We start from the raw sequence: 17,706 nt of genomic DNA on the forward strand, positions 1-17,706 counted from the left end.
GAGCCATTGGCATTAATTATGAAACAATTTAGACATCTACTTATTTCAGTTTTGGTCTTATGCAGTTTTGAATTAATTGCTCAGGACACACTTGCCATGAAAGATGTCTATATGGACAATTTATTGGTCTTCAAAATTTCTGACAACGAGAGATTTACTGGAATTGCTCAGGAAAAACGAAAAAATGGGCATCTAATAAATGAAGATAAATACGAGGACGGGGTTGTACGCTGGACAAAGTTATATTTCAATACTAAAGAGAAGCTAATCTCAGAAAAAATTGTTTACCATAAATACAAATTATGGGAAGATAAAGAGAGAATAAGGTTTAGACTATCACAGGACACTTTAGATATTAAAACATATGATGAAAACGGTAAGAAATTATTAGTCAGAGAATTTGAAAACAACAAAATGGTCTATAGCTGTGAATACAATGGCAGAAAAAAGCACGGACATGAATTCTGCTATGACGATGACGGAAATGAATTGGTTTTTGAATATGTTAATGGACGTAAAATAAAGAAAAAGAATAAGTAGAATGCAGAATAATTAATGCCAACAATACCTATAGTCCATTGCTGCCCTCCTACCTTAAAATTTTTATTTAAATTCAATATCAAAAGAATAGGCCCTGCAATAAATTCAACAGTGCCTTCCTCTCATCCCGATAGGTATCGGGAGTCGTCGTAGGTGGGACAAATCTTGGCCGAGACCGTTCAACACCATTTGAAAAATGAAGAAGCTATTTTTAGATGATATAAGAACTATTGAAATGGTTTATGACAAATCAATGGAGTCTGAATTTGATATTGTAAGGACGTACAATGATTTTGTGGATTACATTAAGGTTAATGGTTTGCCAAAATTTATAAGCTTTGACAATGATTTGGGACTAGATCAATGTGGAAAAGTAGCGCCTGATGGTTATGCTGCCGCAAAATGGTTAGTTTATGAATCGGGACTTGATTTGCGGAACTTGGAATTTAAAGTTCACTCAGCGAATCCTGTTGCATCTGAACAAATAAAAGGGCTTTTAGATAACTATATCAAACACTTAAAAACAACGCAATAAAAACTGTGGCTAACAATGGCTATAAAGCATAGGCCTAAACAACCAAACCGTTCCTACGCTTCATAGTCGGAACGTTACCCAACATTATGAAGAATTTTATTTCAGTGATGTTTTCTTTACTACTTTACAATTTTGCATCTGGACAAGATTTCAAATTAGCTAAACCAAATATTTCAAAACTTAAGGAACAGATTAAGGACGGGACATACGAGACTATTTATTGCTATCTCATAAACAATTACAAAAGAACTTCAGAAAAGAAGGACTTGGAGTACTATGAGTGGGATTCAGCCGGAATTTGTGCTTTCAACCAAATATTTGACGACAAAATAAAATATTCTATTTGGCAATGTAAAGAGGCAGGCGGAGTTTCGGTAACTATCGAATTTCCTAAAACGGAAAGTGCGGAATTAATGAATTGGATTGAAATGATTTATGATGTTGACACTTTTGACTTGGAAAGAAATGTCTGGAAAGAGAACAACACTCAATTTGAGCCTAAAGAAATGAACTCAGGGTGCTTCTATAAAATCGAAGACAAGGAAAACTCAACTTTGGTGGACTTGTTTTGCGGATGTTAAATAACGTTGGGTAAAAATAGCTATAATTCATTGCTAGCCTCAAACCCTTATAAATTTTTTAAATTTATTCTTCAACTAAATAAGCCTCGGCGATACATTCAACTGTGCCTTCCTCTTACCGCTCCCGATAGTTATCGGGAGAAGTCGGGGGAGGCAGGAATCATAGCAGGGAACGTTATGTACAATCCAAATGTAAGATGAAAATTCTAACCCAAGGAAAATACTATGGCAGCCAAGATGCGGCGGTATCTTTTAATGGGATTTTATTATCCCGATACAATTACACGGTAGATCGAACAGATTGGCATTACCACGAAAATCCGTATTTCATGTTTGTGTTACACGGTGACATGATGGATGGTAACTCGAGAGCTAAAACACTGTGCCCTGCAGGAAGCCTGATGTTCAATAATTGGCAGGAAACCCATTATGGGGTAAAACATTCCCGCAAAGCTGCTGGCTTCCATTTAGAATTGGAAAAAAGCCGTTTCGAGCACAATGGAATACGCCTAACGGAGGGCAGTCAATTAGTCGAAAAACCCGAGATACATTTTCTTTTCGCAAAAATGTACCGGGAGTTTGTCCTTTTCGGCCCATATAGCCAAGTGTCCATTGAAGTATTGGTGATGCAAATAAGCGAGGCACTGGGAACGGTAAATCAATCGAATTACAAAAGCACTCCAAACTGGATTTATAAATTAAAAGAACTATTGCACGATGACTCTTCCGACCTTAGCCTCCAATCCCTTTCCCACCAATTGGGGGTGCATCCTGTCCATATTTCCAGAGCGGTACCAAAATTCCTTTCCACAAGTCTTGGAGCATACATCAGGCAACTAAAACTAAAAAAAGCTATTCCGCTTTTATTGGATTCAAAGTATTCACTGACCCAAATCGCACATCAATCCGGCTTTGTGGATCAAAGCCACTTTAATCGGGTGTTCAAATCTTATTTTAATATGAATCCAGGTCTATACCGAAGAAATCTGAACAAAAACAAGCAATGTTAATATGATACAATTTTAAGTGTTTCCCGCATACTATCTTCACCTTTTAATTCAACTAAAATCATGGTCATGCACTTAATTTTTGTACCCTTACTCGTATTAGTATCCTCATGTTATGCCCAGGTGAATATGAAGGACTACCAAGGCAACTGGGAGGGGCGCCTTCCACAATCGAACAGTTTCAACTTCAATATCACCCTTGAGAACTTGGACTCAAATTCCTATATGGTAACTTTTGCCAATCCAGAAACCTTCTTTAACAAAAGGTTGAAATCAACAAGCAAGGACTTTATTGATATTAGCGTAGATACGAATACACAGTTAAATCTGCATTTTACGGATGACAAACAAGAGCTGATCGGCTTTATACGATCCGGGGGACTGATGTACCATATCAGTTTAAAAAAAACAAGGGATAATCAGTTTGCAGGAAGTTGGAGCCCGTTAATGGTAGACAACCTACAATCCCAATCCATTTTCTTGAGTATTGAAGAAAATGATGACGAAACTTTTGCGGCCTACCCTTTTTTTGGAGATCAACGTTTTAGTGGTACATGGAGTACAGATTTTATAAGGAAAGAGAATTCCATTTTCTTTCGTGATTTCAAGACGGGAATGAAGTTTCGCGGAAGATTATTGGAAAATCGAATTCAATTAGACATTTTATTGATCAACACCGTTATTGCAACGATTGATTTATCGCGCCCTAAAACCGGTTCGGAGTTTAGGACTGCAAACGTAAGTCAAGATCAAGATGCCAACGCTCCGTTACAGTTAAACGATGGCTGGACTACGGCAAACATCACCGATGCCGGTATTCAAAGAGCTCCCTTGATTCGCATGATAGACAGCATCAATGCCAAAAAGTTACCGAACACACATAGCGTGCTTATTGCAAAAGGAGGCAAACTGGTATTTGAAGCCTATTTTGATGGACACAATGCCGATATCCCACACGACCTGCGTTCAGCGTCCAAGAGTATTTCATCTGCCATGATCGGCATTGCCATTGACGATACAATCATCAAGGGTACAGATCAAAAACTCTATGATTGTATACCTCCGGCCTATCAGTATACCAAAGATTCCTTAAAATCCAGGATAAGCCTCCAAGATTTACTGACGATGAGCTCCGGATTGGATGTGAACGCCATAGCATCGGAAGCCAACTATCAAAATACGGACAATTGGCTAAAAACAGTAGTAGAGGCTCCTATGGTAAACGAACCGGGTACTTATACGGATTATGGGTCTGCCAATCCTTTTTTATTGGGCGTTTGCCTAAATGAGCTTTTAGAAAAACCCCTGGATATCTATATGGACCAAAAGTTTTTTTCCCCTTTAGGCATCATCAATTATATCATCCAAACCGAAGATACCCAGACAACACCTTATTTTGGCGGAGGAATTCATTTAACATCAAGAGACATGCTAAAATTTGGGCAACTGTACCTTAATCGAGGTAAGTGGAAAGGAAAACAGATTATTTCAGAAAACTGGATAGATGCGTCGTTTAAGAAACACGTACGGCTAGAGGATGCGATGGACAGGAATGAATATGGCTATCAGTGGTGGCATAAAACCTACGTTATGGATGATAGGGAAATCGAATCTATTGAAGCAAGGGGAAACGGGGGTCAATATATTTTCGTAATACCCGAACTAGCATCAGTGGTCGTAATAACCTCAGGAAATTTTAGAAACGGGAGTTTGCTGCAACAACCCGAAAAAATACTGGAGAAATACATACTTCCGGCAATTAAGGGTTAATCTAATCAGATTCAAACTTAAGAGGGCTATAATCCATTGCGGTCGGATTTTCCAAATGGGAATCCTTGCGATTAACTATCTTCGTTACAGGCGGACATTTTCCAACAAAAACGTCCGCAACGTCTCATAGCCTTGACCGTTGTACGTCGTTGAGACTTGACTTATATCAAACTTAACAAAGTCCCTGGTAGATATGAAAGCAATAGTATGCCCTACATATGGTGGACCTAAAGTTCTTCAGGTCAAAGAATTTCCAAAACCAATTCCCAAGGATGGTGAAGTACTGGTTAAGGTTCATTCATCAACAGCGGTAACCGGGGATTGCAATATCATGAGTTTATCATTTGCCGCATGGTTCCGACTTCCGGCAAGGTTTGTTTTTGGGTTTACCGGACCAAGAAAACAGATTCCAGGTTGGGAACTTTCCGGATATATCGAATCAATCGGTCAAAATGTTAACAATTTCAAAGTGGGCGACAGAGTTTTTGGGTACACGAAAGGTATCACGTTTGGCGGCACAAATGCCGAGTACAAAAGTATCCCGGAAAACAGATTAGTATCGATTAATGATTCTAATATAAGCTTCGAGGAAGCAGCCGTTCTTCCAATCGGAGGACTTACCGCTTTGTCCCTGTTGAGAAGCGCAAATGTTGGGAGGGGACAAAAAGTTCTTGTCTATGGAGCTTCCGGAAGTGTAGGCACCTTTGCAGTTCAACTGGCCAAACTTTTAGGGGCTGAAGTTACAGGCGTTTGTAGTGGTGGAAATGTCGAATTAGTAAAGTCCATTGGCGCCGATATTGTCATAGATTACACGAAGGAAGATTATACTACGAACAATCAGAGCTATGATGTAGTTTTTGATGCGGTCGGTAAAACTTCGTTTTCCCTCTGTAAAAATTCGCTAGTAAGCAACGGTATATTTTTAACCGTTGACTGGCCATTCCGTCAAGCAATATGGGCTTTACTTACCACCAAAAAAAAGGTTATCTTTCCAATGGCTGCCAACACGACCGAAGATTTGATCTTTCTCAAGGAGCTCGTTGAGAAAGGTGAAATGAAGCCCGTTATTGACAGAACTTTTTCTTTAGATGAAGCTGTAGAAGCTTACAGCTATGTTGAAAAGGGACACAAGAAAGGAAATGTGGTTATAGCAGTCGCAAAGAATAACACAGAATAACGAGCGCACAACAACGTGTATAACCCATTGCTTTGATTTTCCACAACGAGGCATACACAAACAAGTGGGTAAAAAGCTCCATTTACAACGCTTAGGCAACCATTTTATGGGATGCTGCGTCTATTCCTATAGATACGAAATCAGTCAAATGGCTACATCGAAAATCACCAAAATATCCACTGGTATCGGTTGCGCACTCTTAATGCTAATGGCCCTTTTTCACGGAAGTGGAATCGACTATGTAGGCGACCTAATGCAACGATCCAATGCCGAACCGTTCCTAAAAGAAATTTTTCCCGTTTTATTTGTACACCCTTCCCTTCAACTTTTTGGGCTCACAGGCTTGGGAATAATCACACTTTTCATGAAACGTGAAATCGAAAAGATACTATTCTTTATCGCTTTTATGGTATGTATCGATTCCCTATTGGCCTTCTTTTTAGGCGCCGTTGTCCCAGGGATTTTGTTACTCTTCGCTTCTTTTATTTTTGGCCTGGCCGGAATTAAAAACGCAACATAAAAACCAGTTGCCAACAAGGCCATAATTTACCCATCTGATAAGCGGGCAAGTAGCTGTAATTCGTTAACTTGAGACTTAGAAATCGGCAACGGCAGGATTTCAGTAGAATAATCCAGATTCTTAGGCCTTCCGCTCCCCCGCTCCCGATAGTTATCGGGAGAAGTCGTCGTAGGCAGGAATCATACATAAAACCTTCTGGTTAATGAAAGGTAAATACCATGTAATACATATTGATAACTAAAACTAGATGAATAGATATAATTTATTGGTACTATCCATTGCCTTACTCATTGGTTGCAAACAAAAACCGCCGGAGTACAAAAGACCCAACATTTTGTTTGCGATCAGTGACGACCAATCGTTTCAACACACCAGTTTTGGAGGTTGTAATTATGTAAACACCCCTGCTTTTGACAAAGTAGCACGCGAAGGTATTTACTTTTCAAATTGTTATGCCGGTTCTCCAGGTTGTGCACCCTCTAGGAGTAGCATTGTAACCGGGCGCTACCACTGGCAAAACGAGCAGTCGGGTCAACATGCCTCCTCTTGGATGAAAAAGTATGTTCCATTTATTGATTTACTTGAAAGTAATGGGTATGCTACCGGCCGAACAGGGAAGGGTGTAACACCCTTTTACTATGCACAAGGTGAAAAAGACTCGTTGTGGAGAAAGGGCGATGCCGCAGGGAAATCGTATAGCAACATTTCCTATAGCAATACGAATGATGAACGTTTTGCCAAGGGCATCCGGAACCTGAATTACTTTGAAAATTTTAGATACTTTATGGATAGTATAAGGCAGGACAAACCTTTTTTCTTTTGGTATGGGGCATCCGAGCCTCATCGTCATTATGAGAAAGGCTCTTGGAAACGTATGGGCAAGAAATTGGATGACGTAGAAGTTGTTCCTGGCTTTCTCCCTGACACCGATGAAATCCGTGGTGACCTACTTGATTATGCCGTAGAGATCGAGTGGTTTGATCTTCACCTACAGCACATGTTGAATTATCTCGATAGTATTGGCGAGTTGGACAACACCATTGTAATGGTCACTTCGGATAACGGTATGCCATTCCCACGTGCCAAAGCCAATTGTTTTGGGTACGGGACCCATGTTCCATTTGCCGTACGTTACCCAAAAGGATTTCCCGGGGGAAGGGTGGTAGATGATCCTGTGAGTTTTATTGACATCGCACCAACACTACTTGAACTTACCGGTAGCGGAACAGCGGGGATGTTGCCCATCTCCGGCAGAAGTATCCTAAGTATCCTTCAAGGTAGAAAACAAGGCACTGTAGCCGAAACCAGAGAATTTGTACTGGCAGGTCGGGAAAGGCACTCAAGTTCCCGCTACTTAAACTGGGGGTACCCTCAAAGGATGATCCGCAGCGAAGACTTCATTTACATTTGGAACATAAAGCCGGAACGCTGGCCTGCAGGTGCCCCCCAGCGTTTTCACCCCAATGATTCAACCCAATTGCTTCCCGTTTACGGTCTGGATGAAAATGGAAAATACATAGATCAAGGCGCTTTTACCGATATTGACGATTGCCCTTCAAAAACCTATATCATTGAAAATTATACCGACCCTAAAATTTCAAGATATTTTGAGCTTGCCCATGGAAAAAGACCGGAGTTTGAATTATACAATGTGGTAGACGATCCGTATTGTTTAAACAATTTAGTAGGCCATAAAGATTACGCATCATTGGAAACCAAATTAAAGGAGAAACTCCTTGAAGAGTTAAAAACAACGAATGACCCCCGGGTTGTAGGGCCTGATACCGAAATATTTGATAGCTATAAAAGATATTCCAAGATTAGAAAATTCCCAAAACCAGAACACATAGATTAAATTAAAAATCACCAATCCTAACATTTTGTATTCGTAATGACAGGGAAAGTTCAAAATTTTAGAGTAGGTAGTCCGTCCGAACCGCATAGCGGTTTTACAGGGAACACCCATAAAATCTGGCACTATCCATACCATTTACCGCAGTAACCCATCTCGCTCAATAGAAAAATGGAATTCATGAAATGTTCTTCGTTATCGGAATCCGAAAAGCTTGAAATACTGGAGCTATGGAACAGGGAATATCCGGAAAAATTAGCGTACGGATCAAAAGAAGAATTTGATGACTACCTGAAAAAGGGTATCGGGCAATCCCATATACTTTTGATTGACCCAAACAGAAGAATTAAGGGTTGGTATTTTGACTTTATACGTGAGGATGAAAAGTGGTTTGTACTAATTTTAGATTCAAAAATTCACGGAAAAGGTCTCGGGACCCAAATGTTGGAGCTTGCCCAACAAAAAGAGAATGAATTGAATGGCTGGGTAATTGACCATGACCGGGATAAAAAGAGAAGCGGAGAGATATATCGTTCCCCATTGAACTTTTACCTTAAAAACGGTTTTGAAAAATTGACAAAAAACAGATTGGAATTGGACAAAATATCGGCCGTTAAAATAAGATGGAGAAAATAAAACGGGATATACTATGTGCTATAATCCCTTGTGACCATCCACAAACCGCAAATCGGTACAGGAAGTTCCTTTAGGATGTGGATACATGGTGGGATAACACTATATTTTATAGCTTTATCACAAATGGTGTATAATGAAATTTGACCGATTATGGAAATGACATTATGGTTATCCTTTGTAGGAACGGTGCTGATTTTGGCCATAACACCTGGACCCAGTGTTCTATTGGCAACCGCAAATAGCATGAAATATGGTAAAGGAAAAACTATTGGAACAATTGCAGGGGATCTAACGGCCAATCTCTGCCAAATCATTTTGGCGGCAATAGGATTGGCAACCCTAGTGATTTCTTCCGGGGCATTGTTCCGATTGATCAAATGGTTTGGCGTGACCTATTTGATATATATGGGAATAACCAAGATTATGGCCAAACCCCAAATAGACTTATCCTCGAACAAAAGCAAAGAAAGTAATTTTTCAAAACTATTTGTTGAAGGCTTTTTGATGTCGGCCGCAAATCCAAAGGCGATTGTCTTTTTTGCGGCACTCTTCCCAGTATTCCTAAATGAGGCCAATCCAATGATTCCTCAAATGGTAATTCTTGCCTTTACCTTTTTACTAATCGATGGTCTTTCATTATTTGTCTATGCGACTTTTGCCGAAAAGCTAAAATCATATCTTGAAAATCAGGAAAAAGTACACTTGCAACATAAAATTGTAGGTAGCTTGTTAATTATAAGTGGGTTACTATTGTCCATGGTACGCAGGACAAATAATTAAACTACACGTGACACAGGTTAAAAATCGATTGTCTACTATTTGAAAATGATCCAGAAAGTAAAATACACCTTAACCGATTTACAAAATTCGACGGACGAAAAATTGGTCTCTTTGATTTATGCCAAATCTGCAGAACTGGAACTTGGGGCCTTTGGAGAAAGTCCCGAAATAGCAGACCCGGCAATGGCTGAATTCCTAGCGATGTGGATTTTGAAAGGCGATGTACAAAATGGTGGATATGACCAATTCTTCCATAACAATGGACTGGAATATGGACTGACCGCATTGGCCGGATTTAAGCGAATACGCGCAAATGATTTTGCGAACGTTACCGAAAAGGCCATTGAAGTTTTTAAGAATCAAGACTCGGAATTCAAAAATAAGCGGAATCCCGACTTTGATAATCTGGATGATGAATTTTACGATTTGGAAGGTTTGGAAACACTTCAAGTCCAGTACATCCGAAAGAATTATGAAAAGTTTGTAGTGGAATAAAAAACGCTATTCAACAAAGGCTAAAAAACTTTGAACTGTTTCCCCGCTTCGGCTTTTCTAAGCGATTTGAAATTGGCGCCTTTGCTTGTTCATTAACCCCAAACTATCACGAATGTGAAGTACAGAAGGCATTTTAGAAAAATCCTGACCCGTAAATATCCGGAATTGTATGACTCAATTTTACGGGATACGGAGTATCGCTATGCACAAATTTCCCGGGACACGATTTTTTCAAAAAATTCGACTAATCCGCTTGATAAGAGATTAGACCTCATGGCCTATTTTTTGGCTACGATCCTAACGCTTCAGGAAAAGCGATTGGATTTTCAGGGAATACAATCGGTTTGTATGGAAATCGCCTTAGAATATGTACGGCCCAAAAACCGACTTCAGAAATGGTTAAAAAAACTTCCCCCAAAGCTTATCGATACGTCATTGGCCCGCTTGTTCCTAAAAAGGATGCAAAAAAATATCGGCCGAAAATGGCATGAGGATGGATTTCGGGCCGAGTTGGTCACGGACAAAAAGGAAACCTATGGATTGGGCTATGGTATTGATATTTTGGAATGCGGCATATGCAAATTGTTCAGCAAGCATAAGGCACAGGAGTATACCCCAATTTTATGCAAAGTGGATAAAATAACCTCAAATTTGGCAGGGCTGGAACTGATCCGAAAAGGAACCATCGCCAACGGCGCCGATAAATGTGATTTTAGGTTTAAAAAGAAATGAAATCATTAAGCGGTTGTAGTATTCTTTGACCTAGTTCTTTTTGGGCATTGCCTTTTTAGTACCCGTAAACCCGTCAAATTTCAATTTGGCAAAATGTCCCGTACTATCCGGTACAAACTCCAACCGTGACCAAAATTGCCGATTGATAAACTTAACGATTTGACCGTCCTCACCCAACACAGGTATCATGGGGGCACCATCCGAAAGTAGCATTCCGTCGGTATAGCTTATGGTTACCGTACCATTGGGGTTGTAAAAGTTTTCATCAAACTGGAAGGTGCCCAGCATTTTTTGGGCAAGGTCGTACTTTACGTACGTAGGGCTTACCAAATTCAATTGCTCGTAAGGTTCCCCAAAAACGATCGAGGCGATCTTGGGTACGTTAAAATAAGGTACATGGATATGAATGTTGGATAGCATAATCACCGTCAAACCCTCCTCGGGATAGACTGCAAAATAACTGGAAAAGCCCGGAGATCCACCGCTCCGGTAATAACGGGTGTAATCTCCCTGAGGTTTATTGGATATACCATAGCCCAAACTGGTTCCATAGTAGGAACTGGTCATTTTTTTCCAGGAATCCGCGGACAATAACGTTTTGTGCATCATGGCTTGGGCAAACTTCTCCAGATCCCCCGCATTTGAGTAAATGGAGGCATGACCGATTTTTGAGGACCAGTGTATCAGTCGGGCCCGCTCCAATTCGGTAACCCCTTGCTGCTCATAACCCAGTGCCAAATCCGGGACGTCCCCATACTTCATCGTATAGGCATAGTGTCCCGTATGCGTCATGCCCAAAAGCATAAAAATGTGGTCCCTTAGATACGCTCCAAAGGACTCCCCGGATACGATTTCAATGACTTTGGCCAAGAGTATAAAGGAAGATCCGGAATGCCTATATTTTTCTCCAGGTTCCGCTATAGGTTCCGATATTTTTATGTAATCGACTAATGCATCTAGGGTATGGGCCGACTCGATTAGTTTATCATAGGTACCATCGGCTTGGGACACAAACCGTGGTAGACCCGACCTTTCGGTCAATAATTGGTGAAGGGTTATCTTGTCCCCATTGGGAAATCCGGGCATGAACTTGGTAAGCTTGTCGTCCACCGATATCTTTCCTGCATCAACGAGTTGTAGTATAGCGGTTGCTGTAAACATCGCGGAAACCGATCCAATAAAAAATTGGGATGCCTTGGTATTTTTAATTTGATTTTCCCTATCGGCATACCCGTATGATTTGGATAATATGATGTCCCCATTTTTTTTGACCAGGACAGTACCACTGAAGTTATTGTAATTGGCAAGTGGACGAATCAATACATCTATTTTATGGGCAAGGTCGTCATTAGAGTGTTTTGTGGTTGAACGGGTATCCTGACCATAGGCCATAATACCCAGAACCGATATTATGGACAGCACTAGTGTTTTCATACGTATTGCTTTGGTGGTTTGTTATTAGGGACGGGTGAAATCTCCCTTTGTGGCAAAAACCCTCAGAGTCCCATAGAATTCGAAAATTCCCTTTGGGAATGAATCAATAGGAGTTTAAGGCCATATTGTATGAAACGTAAAAAGGTAGATAACAACTTTTCCGTTAAAAGTGTCACGTTTTCATTGACTACCTTGTCACACTATTGAAATACTAAAAACTAAGACTTGAAAAATCACCAAAATACCCTATTCCCCTACGCCTATAACATTTTAGGCACAGTGGAGGATGCCAAAGACGCCATACAGGATGTACTGGTCAAGTATCAATCCATCAATACTGCGCATGTTGAAAATGAAATAGGCTATTTGACCCAATCCGTGATAAACCGATCTATAAATATCAAAAACAGGAAAGCCAAAATTACGGCCAATAAGGTTTGGCTTCCCGAACCCATTTCTACGGAAAAAGCGGACGATAATCTTATCGGGGAAGAGATATTGTCCTATTCCCTATTAGTGCTATTCGAAAAACTAACGACCCGGGAACGGGCTGTCTTTATCCTAAAGGAGGCCTTTGATTATTCGCACAAGGAAATTGCCGAAACCATTGGCATTTCCATTGAAAACTCCAGAAAACTCTTGAGCAGGGGAAAGCTAAGATTGGGAGCACACAAAACATCCGACCCTAAAAAGTATTCCGCTGTCCCTTCCCCTCACATGGAGAATTATATCCATGCCATAAAAAATGGAGATGTAAAGCACCTGGGAGAAATGCTCTCGGAGGATGTGGCCCTAAGTGCGGATGGTGGAGAGGATATCAAGGTGATACGGGAATTGACCACGGGAAAAACGGCAACTTCCAACCTGTTGTTCTATGTGTTCAAAACCTATCAAAAATCGCTGTCCATTGAAATATCCGAAGTAAACCACCAACCTGCCTTGTTGTTTTACGAAGGTGATACCTTAATCAATTGTCAAGTCTTCGAGTTTGAGAATAATAAAATAAGGCATATCTACGCGGTCATCGACCCTAATAAATTGAAAACGTTTTTTCGGTAAATCCGTCACGTTTCTTCCTGCTTTTTGGTCATACTATTGAATATAAAATATCAATAGATGAAAACTTTATTGCGAATCGATTGTAGTGCAAGGACCGTAGGGTCGCACTCAAGAATCTTGGCCGATTACTTCGAAAAAAAATGGAAGCTCGTAAACCCTGGTGGAACTATTATTTATAGGGATTTGGCAAAACAGCAATTGCCCCACATCCAAAACGATACTATTGAGGGGTTTTACACCCCCTTGGAATATTTATCCCTCGAAGGCAAAAAGGCCACGGCCTTATCGGACGAGCTGATCCAAGAACTGAAATCCGCGGATGATATCCTGATCAGTAGCCCTTTGTACAATTTAAATATTCCCTCCAATCTCAAGGCATACCTCGATCAAGTGGTGCGCATTGGACATACCTTCAATACCAATGAAAAGGGCTATTATGGTTTGCTGGAGGATAAATCGGCCTATTTGGCCACCGCTAAGGGAGGCCAGTACAAAGGTACTTTTATGGAACCCTATGATTTTCAGGAACCTTATCTTAAAGCCATTTTGAGACACATGGGCATAAAGGTCCGAGGATTATTTTCCCTTGAAGGCACCAGTGATAAAGGGGTGCTGGAACAGAACAAATATTTGGCACAACAGAGCATCGATCGATCATTTAAAAAACAGAACCATGAAAGCAATTAAAACAAATTACTTCGAAGACCAGTTAGAGGACAAGGCATCCATAGTTGGGCCGGATGAAGGGGAAACCCTGGAACTCAATACCATTGCAATAACCTTTAAGGTGACCAGTGAAATGTCCAATGATCAATTGGGGGTTTATGAGATTTCCCTTCCCCGGATGTGCATCGGTGCAAAATTGCATTATCACCGATTTATGGACGAGACCTTTGTTGTGAACCAAGGTGTTTTGACCATTGAAGCGGCCGATAAAGTATATGAGGCCAGACCTGGGACGGTGGTATATGTACCGCGATTTACACCCCATGGATTTAGGAATGACACTGATGAACTAGTAAAATTGACATTGATTTTCAACCCATCGCAAAAACGGGAAGGTTTTTTTAGAGGCCTCTACGAAACATTGAACGAGATCCCTATAGACCCTGAAAAATACTTACAGTTGTATAACAAGTACGACAGTTTTCCTGTAGATACCGCCAATATGATTCCGATACGGGAATAGGAATACCTAAGATTACTAGGTGTAGGTACTGGCGGTTCGGGTTTCAATTCAAATTGCCAGTACTTTTTACACCTAAATTGCTTTTGGAAAAACAAAGTTCAAAGATTTTGATTGTTTGCTACATTTTTTGTAGTATTGCTACTTAATTTGTATCAAAAAGGGCAATTTATAACCCACGCCTTGGTAGAATGCGTAAAGAATTGAATTAAAAATTATCAGTAAACCTAAAATTATTCGTCATGGAAACACTGCAAAAACCAAAACCCTCCGAATACCCATTGTATTCATCCATTTATATGGATTTGTTAGATGACCAAAAAAACATTCTAGATCAACTATGGGATAATTTTTTGGAAGTAAAACAATTCATTTATAGTCTTCCCAAAGAAAAATTGACGTATCGGTATGCTGAAGGCAAATGGACCATTAAGGAGATTTTGGTCCATAATATTGATGATGAGCGCATCTTTTCCTGTAGGGCCATGCGCTTTGCACGAAATGACGATACCCCTTTGCCCGGATTTGAACAGGATAATTATGCAATATTTTCGGAGGCCAACGAAAGGAGTCTGGACAGTATTTTTGAAGAATACGAAGCTGTACGGAAAGCTACGATAACACTTTTTAAATATCTGCCCCAGGACAGTTTTATGAGGAAGGGTTCGGGAATAGATACGGACGGTAGTATCATCAATGAAAGAACGGTAAGGACATTTGCCTATCATATTGCCGGCCATGAATTAAGACACCTCAACATCATCAAAGAGCGGTATTTGTAGGGCAAGGCCTGAAAAGGGCAATAAGACAGTGTGAACTTATCACGATTGTTGGGACGTTAAAGTATAGTTGGGGAAATACAATTTAAAAAGTTATCTTCAATCCTCGTTATGAGACAACAGGCTTTTATGCCACTTCTCCGGTTGTTTGATTCGGTGGAGCTATAACAACTAGTCTATAACGTATCGACAAGTTCAAAAATGAAGATCCCAATACTATCCATACTCATTCTCACCTCATTCTTTTTGGGATGTAACCCGTCTTCGGATAAAAAACAGGAGCTGGTAAAGGTGAGCCGCCAAATGGGCGAGTTCGAAACCATCGATGCGCTTTGGCTTATCTGGCCGATCACCGACCATAAGGAAGGGGAATCCGTTGAAAAGGTAACCATGGCCATTATCGATGCCCTGATCAGCGACCTGAGGATTGTGATTAGTTGTGCGGACGATGGGGTTCTTAAAAAGGCAAAATCCAAATTGGGCGAAAAATATCCCGATTTGAAGAATCTTGCTTTTCACGTTATTCCCTCGGTAGAGCTATGGACAAGGGACATGGGCCCAGTCTTTGTGGAGACAGAAAATGGAAAGCATGCCATTGCCGACTTCAATTTCGATTCTTGGGGGTATTCGGATACGCTGGATCAAAGTTCACGAATCGAGGAGAAGTATGATGAAAAGGTAGCGGAACTATTCGGTCTTCCCCTTGTTTCAAGTACCATGATCAGTGAAGGTGGCAATCGCGAGCTCAACGGAAAGGGAACCTTGGTAGTTACCGAGGCCGTGGAACAGGGACGCAATCCAGGGATGTCAAAAGCTACCATGGAAACGGAATATCAAAGACTGCTGGGCGTTACGAAGACGATTTGGCTAAAAGAGGGACTCCTGGAGGATAGCCATACGTTTCTAGGGCCCTTATCAACAGCCGATGCGAAGAAAGCATATACCGTGGTTACGACCAACGGCCATGTGGATGAGTTTGCCCGTTTCGTCAACGATTCTACCCTTCTTTTGGCCAGTATCGATAGTACCGAATTGGAAGACCCGATTGCCCAGGAAAACCATAGGCGTTTGGAAGAAAACTTCAAAATCCTTTCCAATAGTACCGACCAGGACGGAAATCCATTTAAAATTGTGCGCTTACCCCTGCCCCAAACCATTTTGACCACTATGGGCCCCGGGGATTATGTGTATGACTATATTAAAACCTTGGATTACCAGGATGGAAGTCAATTTCCCGAAGGAGAAACGATTACCGTTGTGGCCCCGGCAAGTTATCTCAATTTTATTATTACCAATACCGTAATCCTTGGGCAAAAGTATTGGCGGGAAGGCATGCCCGAGAAAATCAAAATGCAGGATGCCGAGGCGAAAAGAATACTACAAGCCGTATTTCCGGAAAAAAAAGTAATACTACTGGATGCATTGGCCGTGAATTTAGGGGGAGGTGGATTGCATTGTATAAGCATGCATCAACCCAAATTACTTTCGAATCCCCAGTAAAATCCTTGTCATGGTCTTGCACAAAAAGAAGGGCAGGCACCGACTTTTTTGTATCTTTTCGGCTTGAAGCTTATGAGTGATTGGCATTCCAATCCATATCTTTAGACATCAGATAAAACCATACTTAATGAAACACAAAATTTCAAGGAGAAAGGCCATTACCACTGGCCTCACGGGCTCACTTGTGGCAATAGGCGGTTATGCCTTTGCATCCAATACCCAGGATACATCCACTTCTGTTGAACCTGGGGCAAAGAAGCAATTGCCCTTCAGAATTAGTTTAAACACCTCTACCCTATTGCATTACGAGTTGGACGTGGATGTACAAATAGATCTCGTGGCCGATGCCGGTTTTGATGGTATAGAACTATGGATGCGTAATATAAAGACCTATTTGGAAAATGGGGGTAACACAACCGACCTAAGGAACAAATTGCAGGAACGAGGACTTGTTCTGGAAAATATTATAGGATTTTCAAAATGGTGTAGTGACGATGCCGGGGAACGAAAAAAGGCGATAGATCAATTGCGCGAAGAAATGCAGATTACGGCAGGTCTGGGTGGCACCTATATCGCCGCTCCGGTACAGGGGATAACCTCCTTGGATAGAACCCAATATGATGCCTACGCCGAGCGCTATGCCGCTATTCTACAGCTGGGCGATGAAACCGGGGTAACCCCCATTATGGAACTTTGGGGTATGGGAGCCTTGAACAAGGTAGCCGATTGTGCTCAAATCGCCATCGCTTCGGGACACCCCAAAGCGACCATATTATTGGATTTTTACCATGTATATCGTGGCGGGAACGACTGGGACACCATCGACATTCTCAATGGTAGGAAACTACCTGTAATACATATGAACGATTATCCCGCTACACCTGCCTATGATCGGTTGAAGGATTCGGATCGAATATTGCCCGGAGAAGGAGTCTGTCCTTTTGATTCGGTTATCCCCAAATTATACGATGCTGGTTTTAGGGGCGGTTTTTCCGTAGAGCTTTTCAACAAGGGCTATTGGGAAACAATGGATGCGAAAACGCTTTTGAAGCATAGTTACGAAAAAGCGCACCGAACCGTACAAAAAGCACTTGGAGATATCATTTGATTCAACAAGGAAACT

General features: G+C 41.1%; 19 protein-coding genes. 18 read left to right on the plus strand and 1 reads right to left on the minus strand.

Translation table 11 applies throughout. From position 1 onward, the window contains the following. The first annotated feature begins 18 nt into the window (after positions 1 to 18). The 12 genes from ACO06Y_RS21765 to ACO06Y_RS21820 all read left to right on the plus strand — a co-directional run bounded on the left by ACO06Y_RS21765 (position 19) and on the right by ACO06Y_RS21820 (position 10,625). A complete protein-coding gene (locus ACO06Y_RS21765; protein ID WP_422081164.1) occupies positions 19 to 540 on the plus strand; it encodes a hypothetical protein in 522 nt (173 codons plus the stop codon). Between the two features lie 196 nt (positions 541 to 736). Next, positions 737 to 1,075 (plus strand): cyclic-phosphate processing receiver domain-containing protein, encoded by a 339-nt coding sequence (locus ACO06Y_RS21770; protein WP_422081165.1) that lies wholly within the window; start codon positions 737 to 739, stop codon positions 1,073 to 1,075. An 86-nt stretch (positions 1,076 to 1,161) separates the two neighbouring features. Next, complete coding sequence (locus tag ACO06Y_RS21775) at positions 1,162 to 1,656, plus strand: hypothetical protein (RefSeq protein ID WP_422081166.1); 495 nt, start codon at positions 1,162 to 1,164, stop codon at positions 1,654 to 1,656. Positions 1,657 to 1,853: 197 nt separating this feature from the next. Then, a complete protein-coding gene (locus tag ACO06Y_RS21780) occupies positions 1,854 to 2,666 on the plus strand; it encodes a helix-turn-helix transcriptional regulator (protein ID WP_422081167.1) in 813 nt (270 codons plus the stop codon). Between the two features lie 66 nt (positions 2,667 to 2,732). Further along, positions 2,733 to 4,433: a serine hydrolase domain-containing protein gene (locus ACO06Y_RS21785; RefSeq protein WP_422081169.1), complete on the plus strand. Its 1,701-nt coding sequence runs from the start codon at positions 2,733 to 2,735 to the stop codon at positions 4,431 to 4,433. A 193-nt stretch (positions 4,434 to 4,626) separates the two neighbouring features. Further along, positions 4,627 to 5,610 carry an NAD(P)-dependent alcohol dehydrogenase gene (locus ACO06Y_RS21790; RefSeq protein WP_422081170.1) on the plus strand — a complete coding sequence of 328 codons (984 nt, stop codon included), beginning with the start codon at positions 4,627 to 4,629 and terminating at the stop codon, positions 5,608 to 5,610. 148 nt (positions 5,611 to 5,758) lie between these two features. After that, positions 5,759 to 6,130, plus strand: a complete 372-nt coding sequence (locus ACO06Y_RS21795) for a hypothetical protein (protein WP_422081171.1) — start codon at positions 5,759 to 5,761, stop codon at positions 6,128 to 6,130. 247 nt (positions 6,131 to 6,377) lie between these two features. After that, complete coding sequence (locus tag ACO06Y_RS21800) at positions 6,378 to 7,985, plus strand: sulfatase (protein WP_422081172.1); 1,608 nt, start codon at positions 6,378 to 6,380, stop codon at positions 7,983 to 7,985. 177 nt (positions 7,986 to 8,162) lie between these two features. Then, positions 8,163 to 8,618 carry a GNAT family N-acetyltransferase gene (locus tag ACO06Y_RS21805; protein ID WP_422081173.1) on the plus strand — a complete coding sequence of 152 codons (456 nt, stop codon included), beginning with the start codon at positions 8,163 to 8,165 and terminating at the stop codon, positions 8,616 to 8,618. 150 nt (positions 8,619 to 8,768) lie between these two features. Next, positions 8,769 to 9,398 carry a LysE family translocator gene (locus tag ACO06Y_RS21810; protein ID WP_422081174.1) on the plus strand — a complete coding sequence of 210 codons (630 nt, stop codon included), beginning with the start codon at positions 8,769 to 8,771 and terminating at the stop codon, positions 9,396 to 9,398. A gap of 45 nt (positions 9,399 to 9,443) precedes the next feature. Continuing rightward, on the plus strand, positions 9,444 to 9,893 hold the full coding sequence (locus tag ACO06Y_RS21815) for a DMP19 family protein (RefSeq protein WP_422081175.1): 450 nt from the start codon (positions 9,444 to 9,446) through the stop codon (positions 9,891 to 9,893). 114 nt (positions 9,894 to 10,007) lie between these two features. Beyond that, the gene (locus ACO06Y_RS21820) at positions 10,008 to 10,625 is read left to right on the plus strand and encodes an L-2-amino-thiazoline-4-carboxylic acid hydrolase (protein ID WP_422081176.1); all 618 of its coding nucleotides are present in this window, start codon (positions 10,008 to 10,010) and stop codon (positions 10,623 to 10,625) included. 30 nt (positions 10,626 to 10,655) lie between these two features. Here ACO06Y_RS21820 and ACO06Y_RS21825 read toward each other — a convergent pair whose 3' ends face one another. Further along, positions 10,656 to 12,059 carry a serine hydrolase domain-containing protein gene (locus tag ACO06Y_RS21825; RefSeq protein ID WP_422081177.1) on the minus strand — a complete coding sequence of 468 codons (1,404 nt, stop codon included), beginning with the start codon at positions 12,057 to 12,059 and terminating at the stop codon, positions 10,656 to 10,658. A 225-nt stretch (positions 12,060 to 12,284) separates the two neighbouring features. On the opposite strand from ACO06Y_RS21825, the gene ACO06Y_RS21830 reads away from it, so the two are divergent. From ACO06Y_RS21830 to ACO06Y_RS21855, 6 genes are all read left to right on the plus strand, one after another. Beyond that, entirely contained in the window at positions 12,285 to 13,118 is an 834-nt protein-coding gene (locus ACO06Y_RS21830) for a sigma-70 family RNA polymerase sigma factor (RefSeq protein ID WP_422081178.1), read from the plus strand. A gap of 57 nt (positions 13,119 to 13,175) precedes the next feature. Next, positions 13,176 to 13,805: an FMN-dependent NADH-azoreductase gene (locus ACO06Y_RS21835; RefSeq protein WP_422081179.1), complete on the plus strand. Its 630-nt coding sequence runs from the start codon at positions 13,176 to 13,178 to the stop codon at positions 13,803 to 13,805. Next, complete coding sequence (locus ACO06Y_RS21840) at positions 13,792 to 14,307, plus strand: cupin domain-containing protein (RefSeq protein WP_422081180.1); 516 nt, start codon at positions 13,792 to 13,794, stop codon at positions 14,305 to 14,307. Before ACO06Y_RS21835 ends, ACO06Y_RS21840 begins: the two co-directional genes overlap by 14 nt. A 239-nt stretch (positions 14,308 to 14,546) precedes the next feature. Beyond that, positions 14,547 to 15,086: a DinB family protein gene (locus tag ACO06Y_RS21845; protein ID WP_422081181.1), complete on the plus strand. Its 540-nt coding sequence runs from the start codon at positions 14,547 to 14,549 to the stop codon at positions 15,084 to 15,086. A gap of 198 nt (positions 15,087 to 15,284) precedes the next feature. Continuing rightward, positions 15,285 to 16,583 carry an agmatine deiminase family protein gene (locus ACO06Y_RS21850; protein ID WP_422081182.1) on the plus strand — a complete coding sequence of 433 codons (1,299 nt, stop codon included), beginning with the start codon at positions 15,285 to 15,287 and terminating at the stop codon, positions 16,581 to 16,583. A 127-nt stretch (positions 16,584 to 16,710) separates the two neighbouring features. Beyond that, on the plus strand, positions 16,711 to 17,691 hold the full coding sequence (locus tag ACO06Y_RS21855; RefSeq protein WP_422081183.1) for a sugar phosphate isomerase/epimerase family protein: 981 nt from the start codon (positions 16,711 to 16,713) through the stop codon (positions 17,689 to 17,691). The last annotated feature ends 15 nt before the right edge of the window (positions 17,692 to 17,706 follow it).

This window comes from Ulvibacterium sp., assembly GCF_965228935.1.
In the GTDB taxonomy this organism is placed as follows: Bacteria; Bacteroidota; Bacteroidia; order Flavobacteriales; family Flavobacteriaceae; genus Ulvibacterium.

Excerpts from the sequence above, each read along its gene's own strand:
- ACO06Y_RS21765 (WP_422081164.1), top strand. The coding sequence starts at position 19 with ATGAAACAATTTAGACATCTACTTATTTCAGTTTTGGTCTTATGCAGT.
- ACO06Y_RS21770 (WP_422081165.1), top strand. The coding sequence starts at position 737 with ATGAAGAAGCTATTTTTAGATGATATAAGAACTATTGAAATGGTTTAT.
- ACO06Y_RS21775 (WP_422081166.1), top strand. The coding sequence starts at position 1,162 with ATGAAGAATTTTATTTCAGTGATGTTTTCTTTACTACTTTACAATTTT.
- ACO06Y_RS21780 (WP_422081167.1), top strand. The coding sequence starts at position 1,854 with ATGAAAATTCTAACCCAAGGAAAATACTATGGCAGCCAAGATGCGGCG.
- ACO06Y_RS21785 (WP_422081169.1), top strand. The coding sequence starts at position 2,733 with ATGCACTTAATTTTTGTACCCTTACTCGTATTAGTATCCTCATGTTAT.
- ACO06Y_RS21790 (WP_422081170.1), top strand. The coding sequence starts at position 4,627 with ATGAAAGCAATAGTATGCCCTACATATGGTGGACCTAAAGTTCTTCAG.
- ACO06Y_RS21795 (WP_422081171.1), top strand. The coding sequence starts at position 5,759 with ATGGCTACATCGAAAATCACCAAAATATCCACTGGTATCGGTTGCGCA.
- ACO06Y_RS21800 (WP_422081172.1), top strand. The coding sequence starts at position 6,378 with ATGAATAGATATAATTTATTGGTACTATCCATTGCCTTACTCATTGGT.
- ACO06Y_RS21805 (WP_422081173.1), top strand. The coding sequence starts at position 8,163 with ATGAAATGTTCTTCGTTATCGGAATCCGAAAAGCTTGAAATACTGGAG.
- ACO06Y_RS21810 (WP_422081174.1), top strand. The coding sequence starts at position 8,769 with ATGGAAATGACATTATGGTTATCCTTTGTAGGAACGGTGCTGATTTTG.
- ACO06Y_RS21815 (WP_422081175.1), top strand. The coding sequence starts at position 9,444 with ATGATCCAGAAAGTAAAATACACCTTAACCGATTTACAAAATTCGACG.
- ACO06Y_RS21825 (WP_422081177.1), bottom strand. The coding sequence starts at position 12,059 with ATGAAAACACTAGTGCTGTCCATAATATCGGTTCTGGGTATTATGGCC.
- ACO06Y_RS21835 (WP_422081179.1), top strand. The coding sequence starts at position 13,176 with ATGAAAACTTTATTGCGAATCGATTGTAGTGCAAGGACCGTAGGGTCG.
- ACO06Y_RS21840 (WP_422081180.1), top strand. The coding sequence starts at position 13,792 with ATGAAAGCAATTAAAACAAATTACTTCGAAGACCAGTTAGAGGACAAG.
- ACO06Y_RS21845 (WP_422081181.1), top strand. The coding sequence starts at position 14,547 with ATGGAAACACTGCAAAAACCAAAACCCTCCGAATACCCATTGTATTCA.
- ACO06Y_RS21850 (WP_422081182.1), top strand. The coding sequence starts at position 15,285 with ATGAAGATCCCAATACTATCCATACTCATTCTCACCTCATTCTTTTTG.
- ACO06Y_RS21855 (WP_422081183.1), top strand. The coding sequence starts at position 16,711 with ATGAAACACAAAATTTCAAGGAGAAAGGCCATTACCACTGGCCTCACG.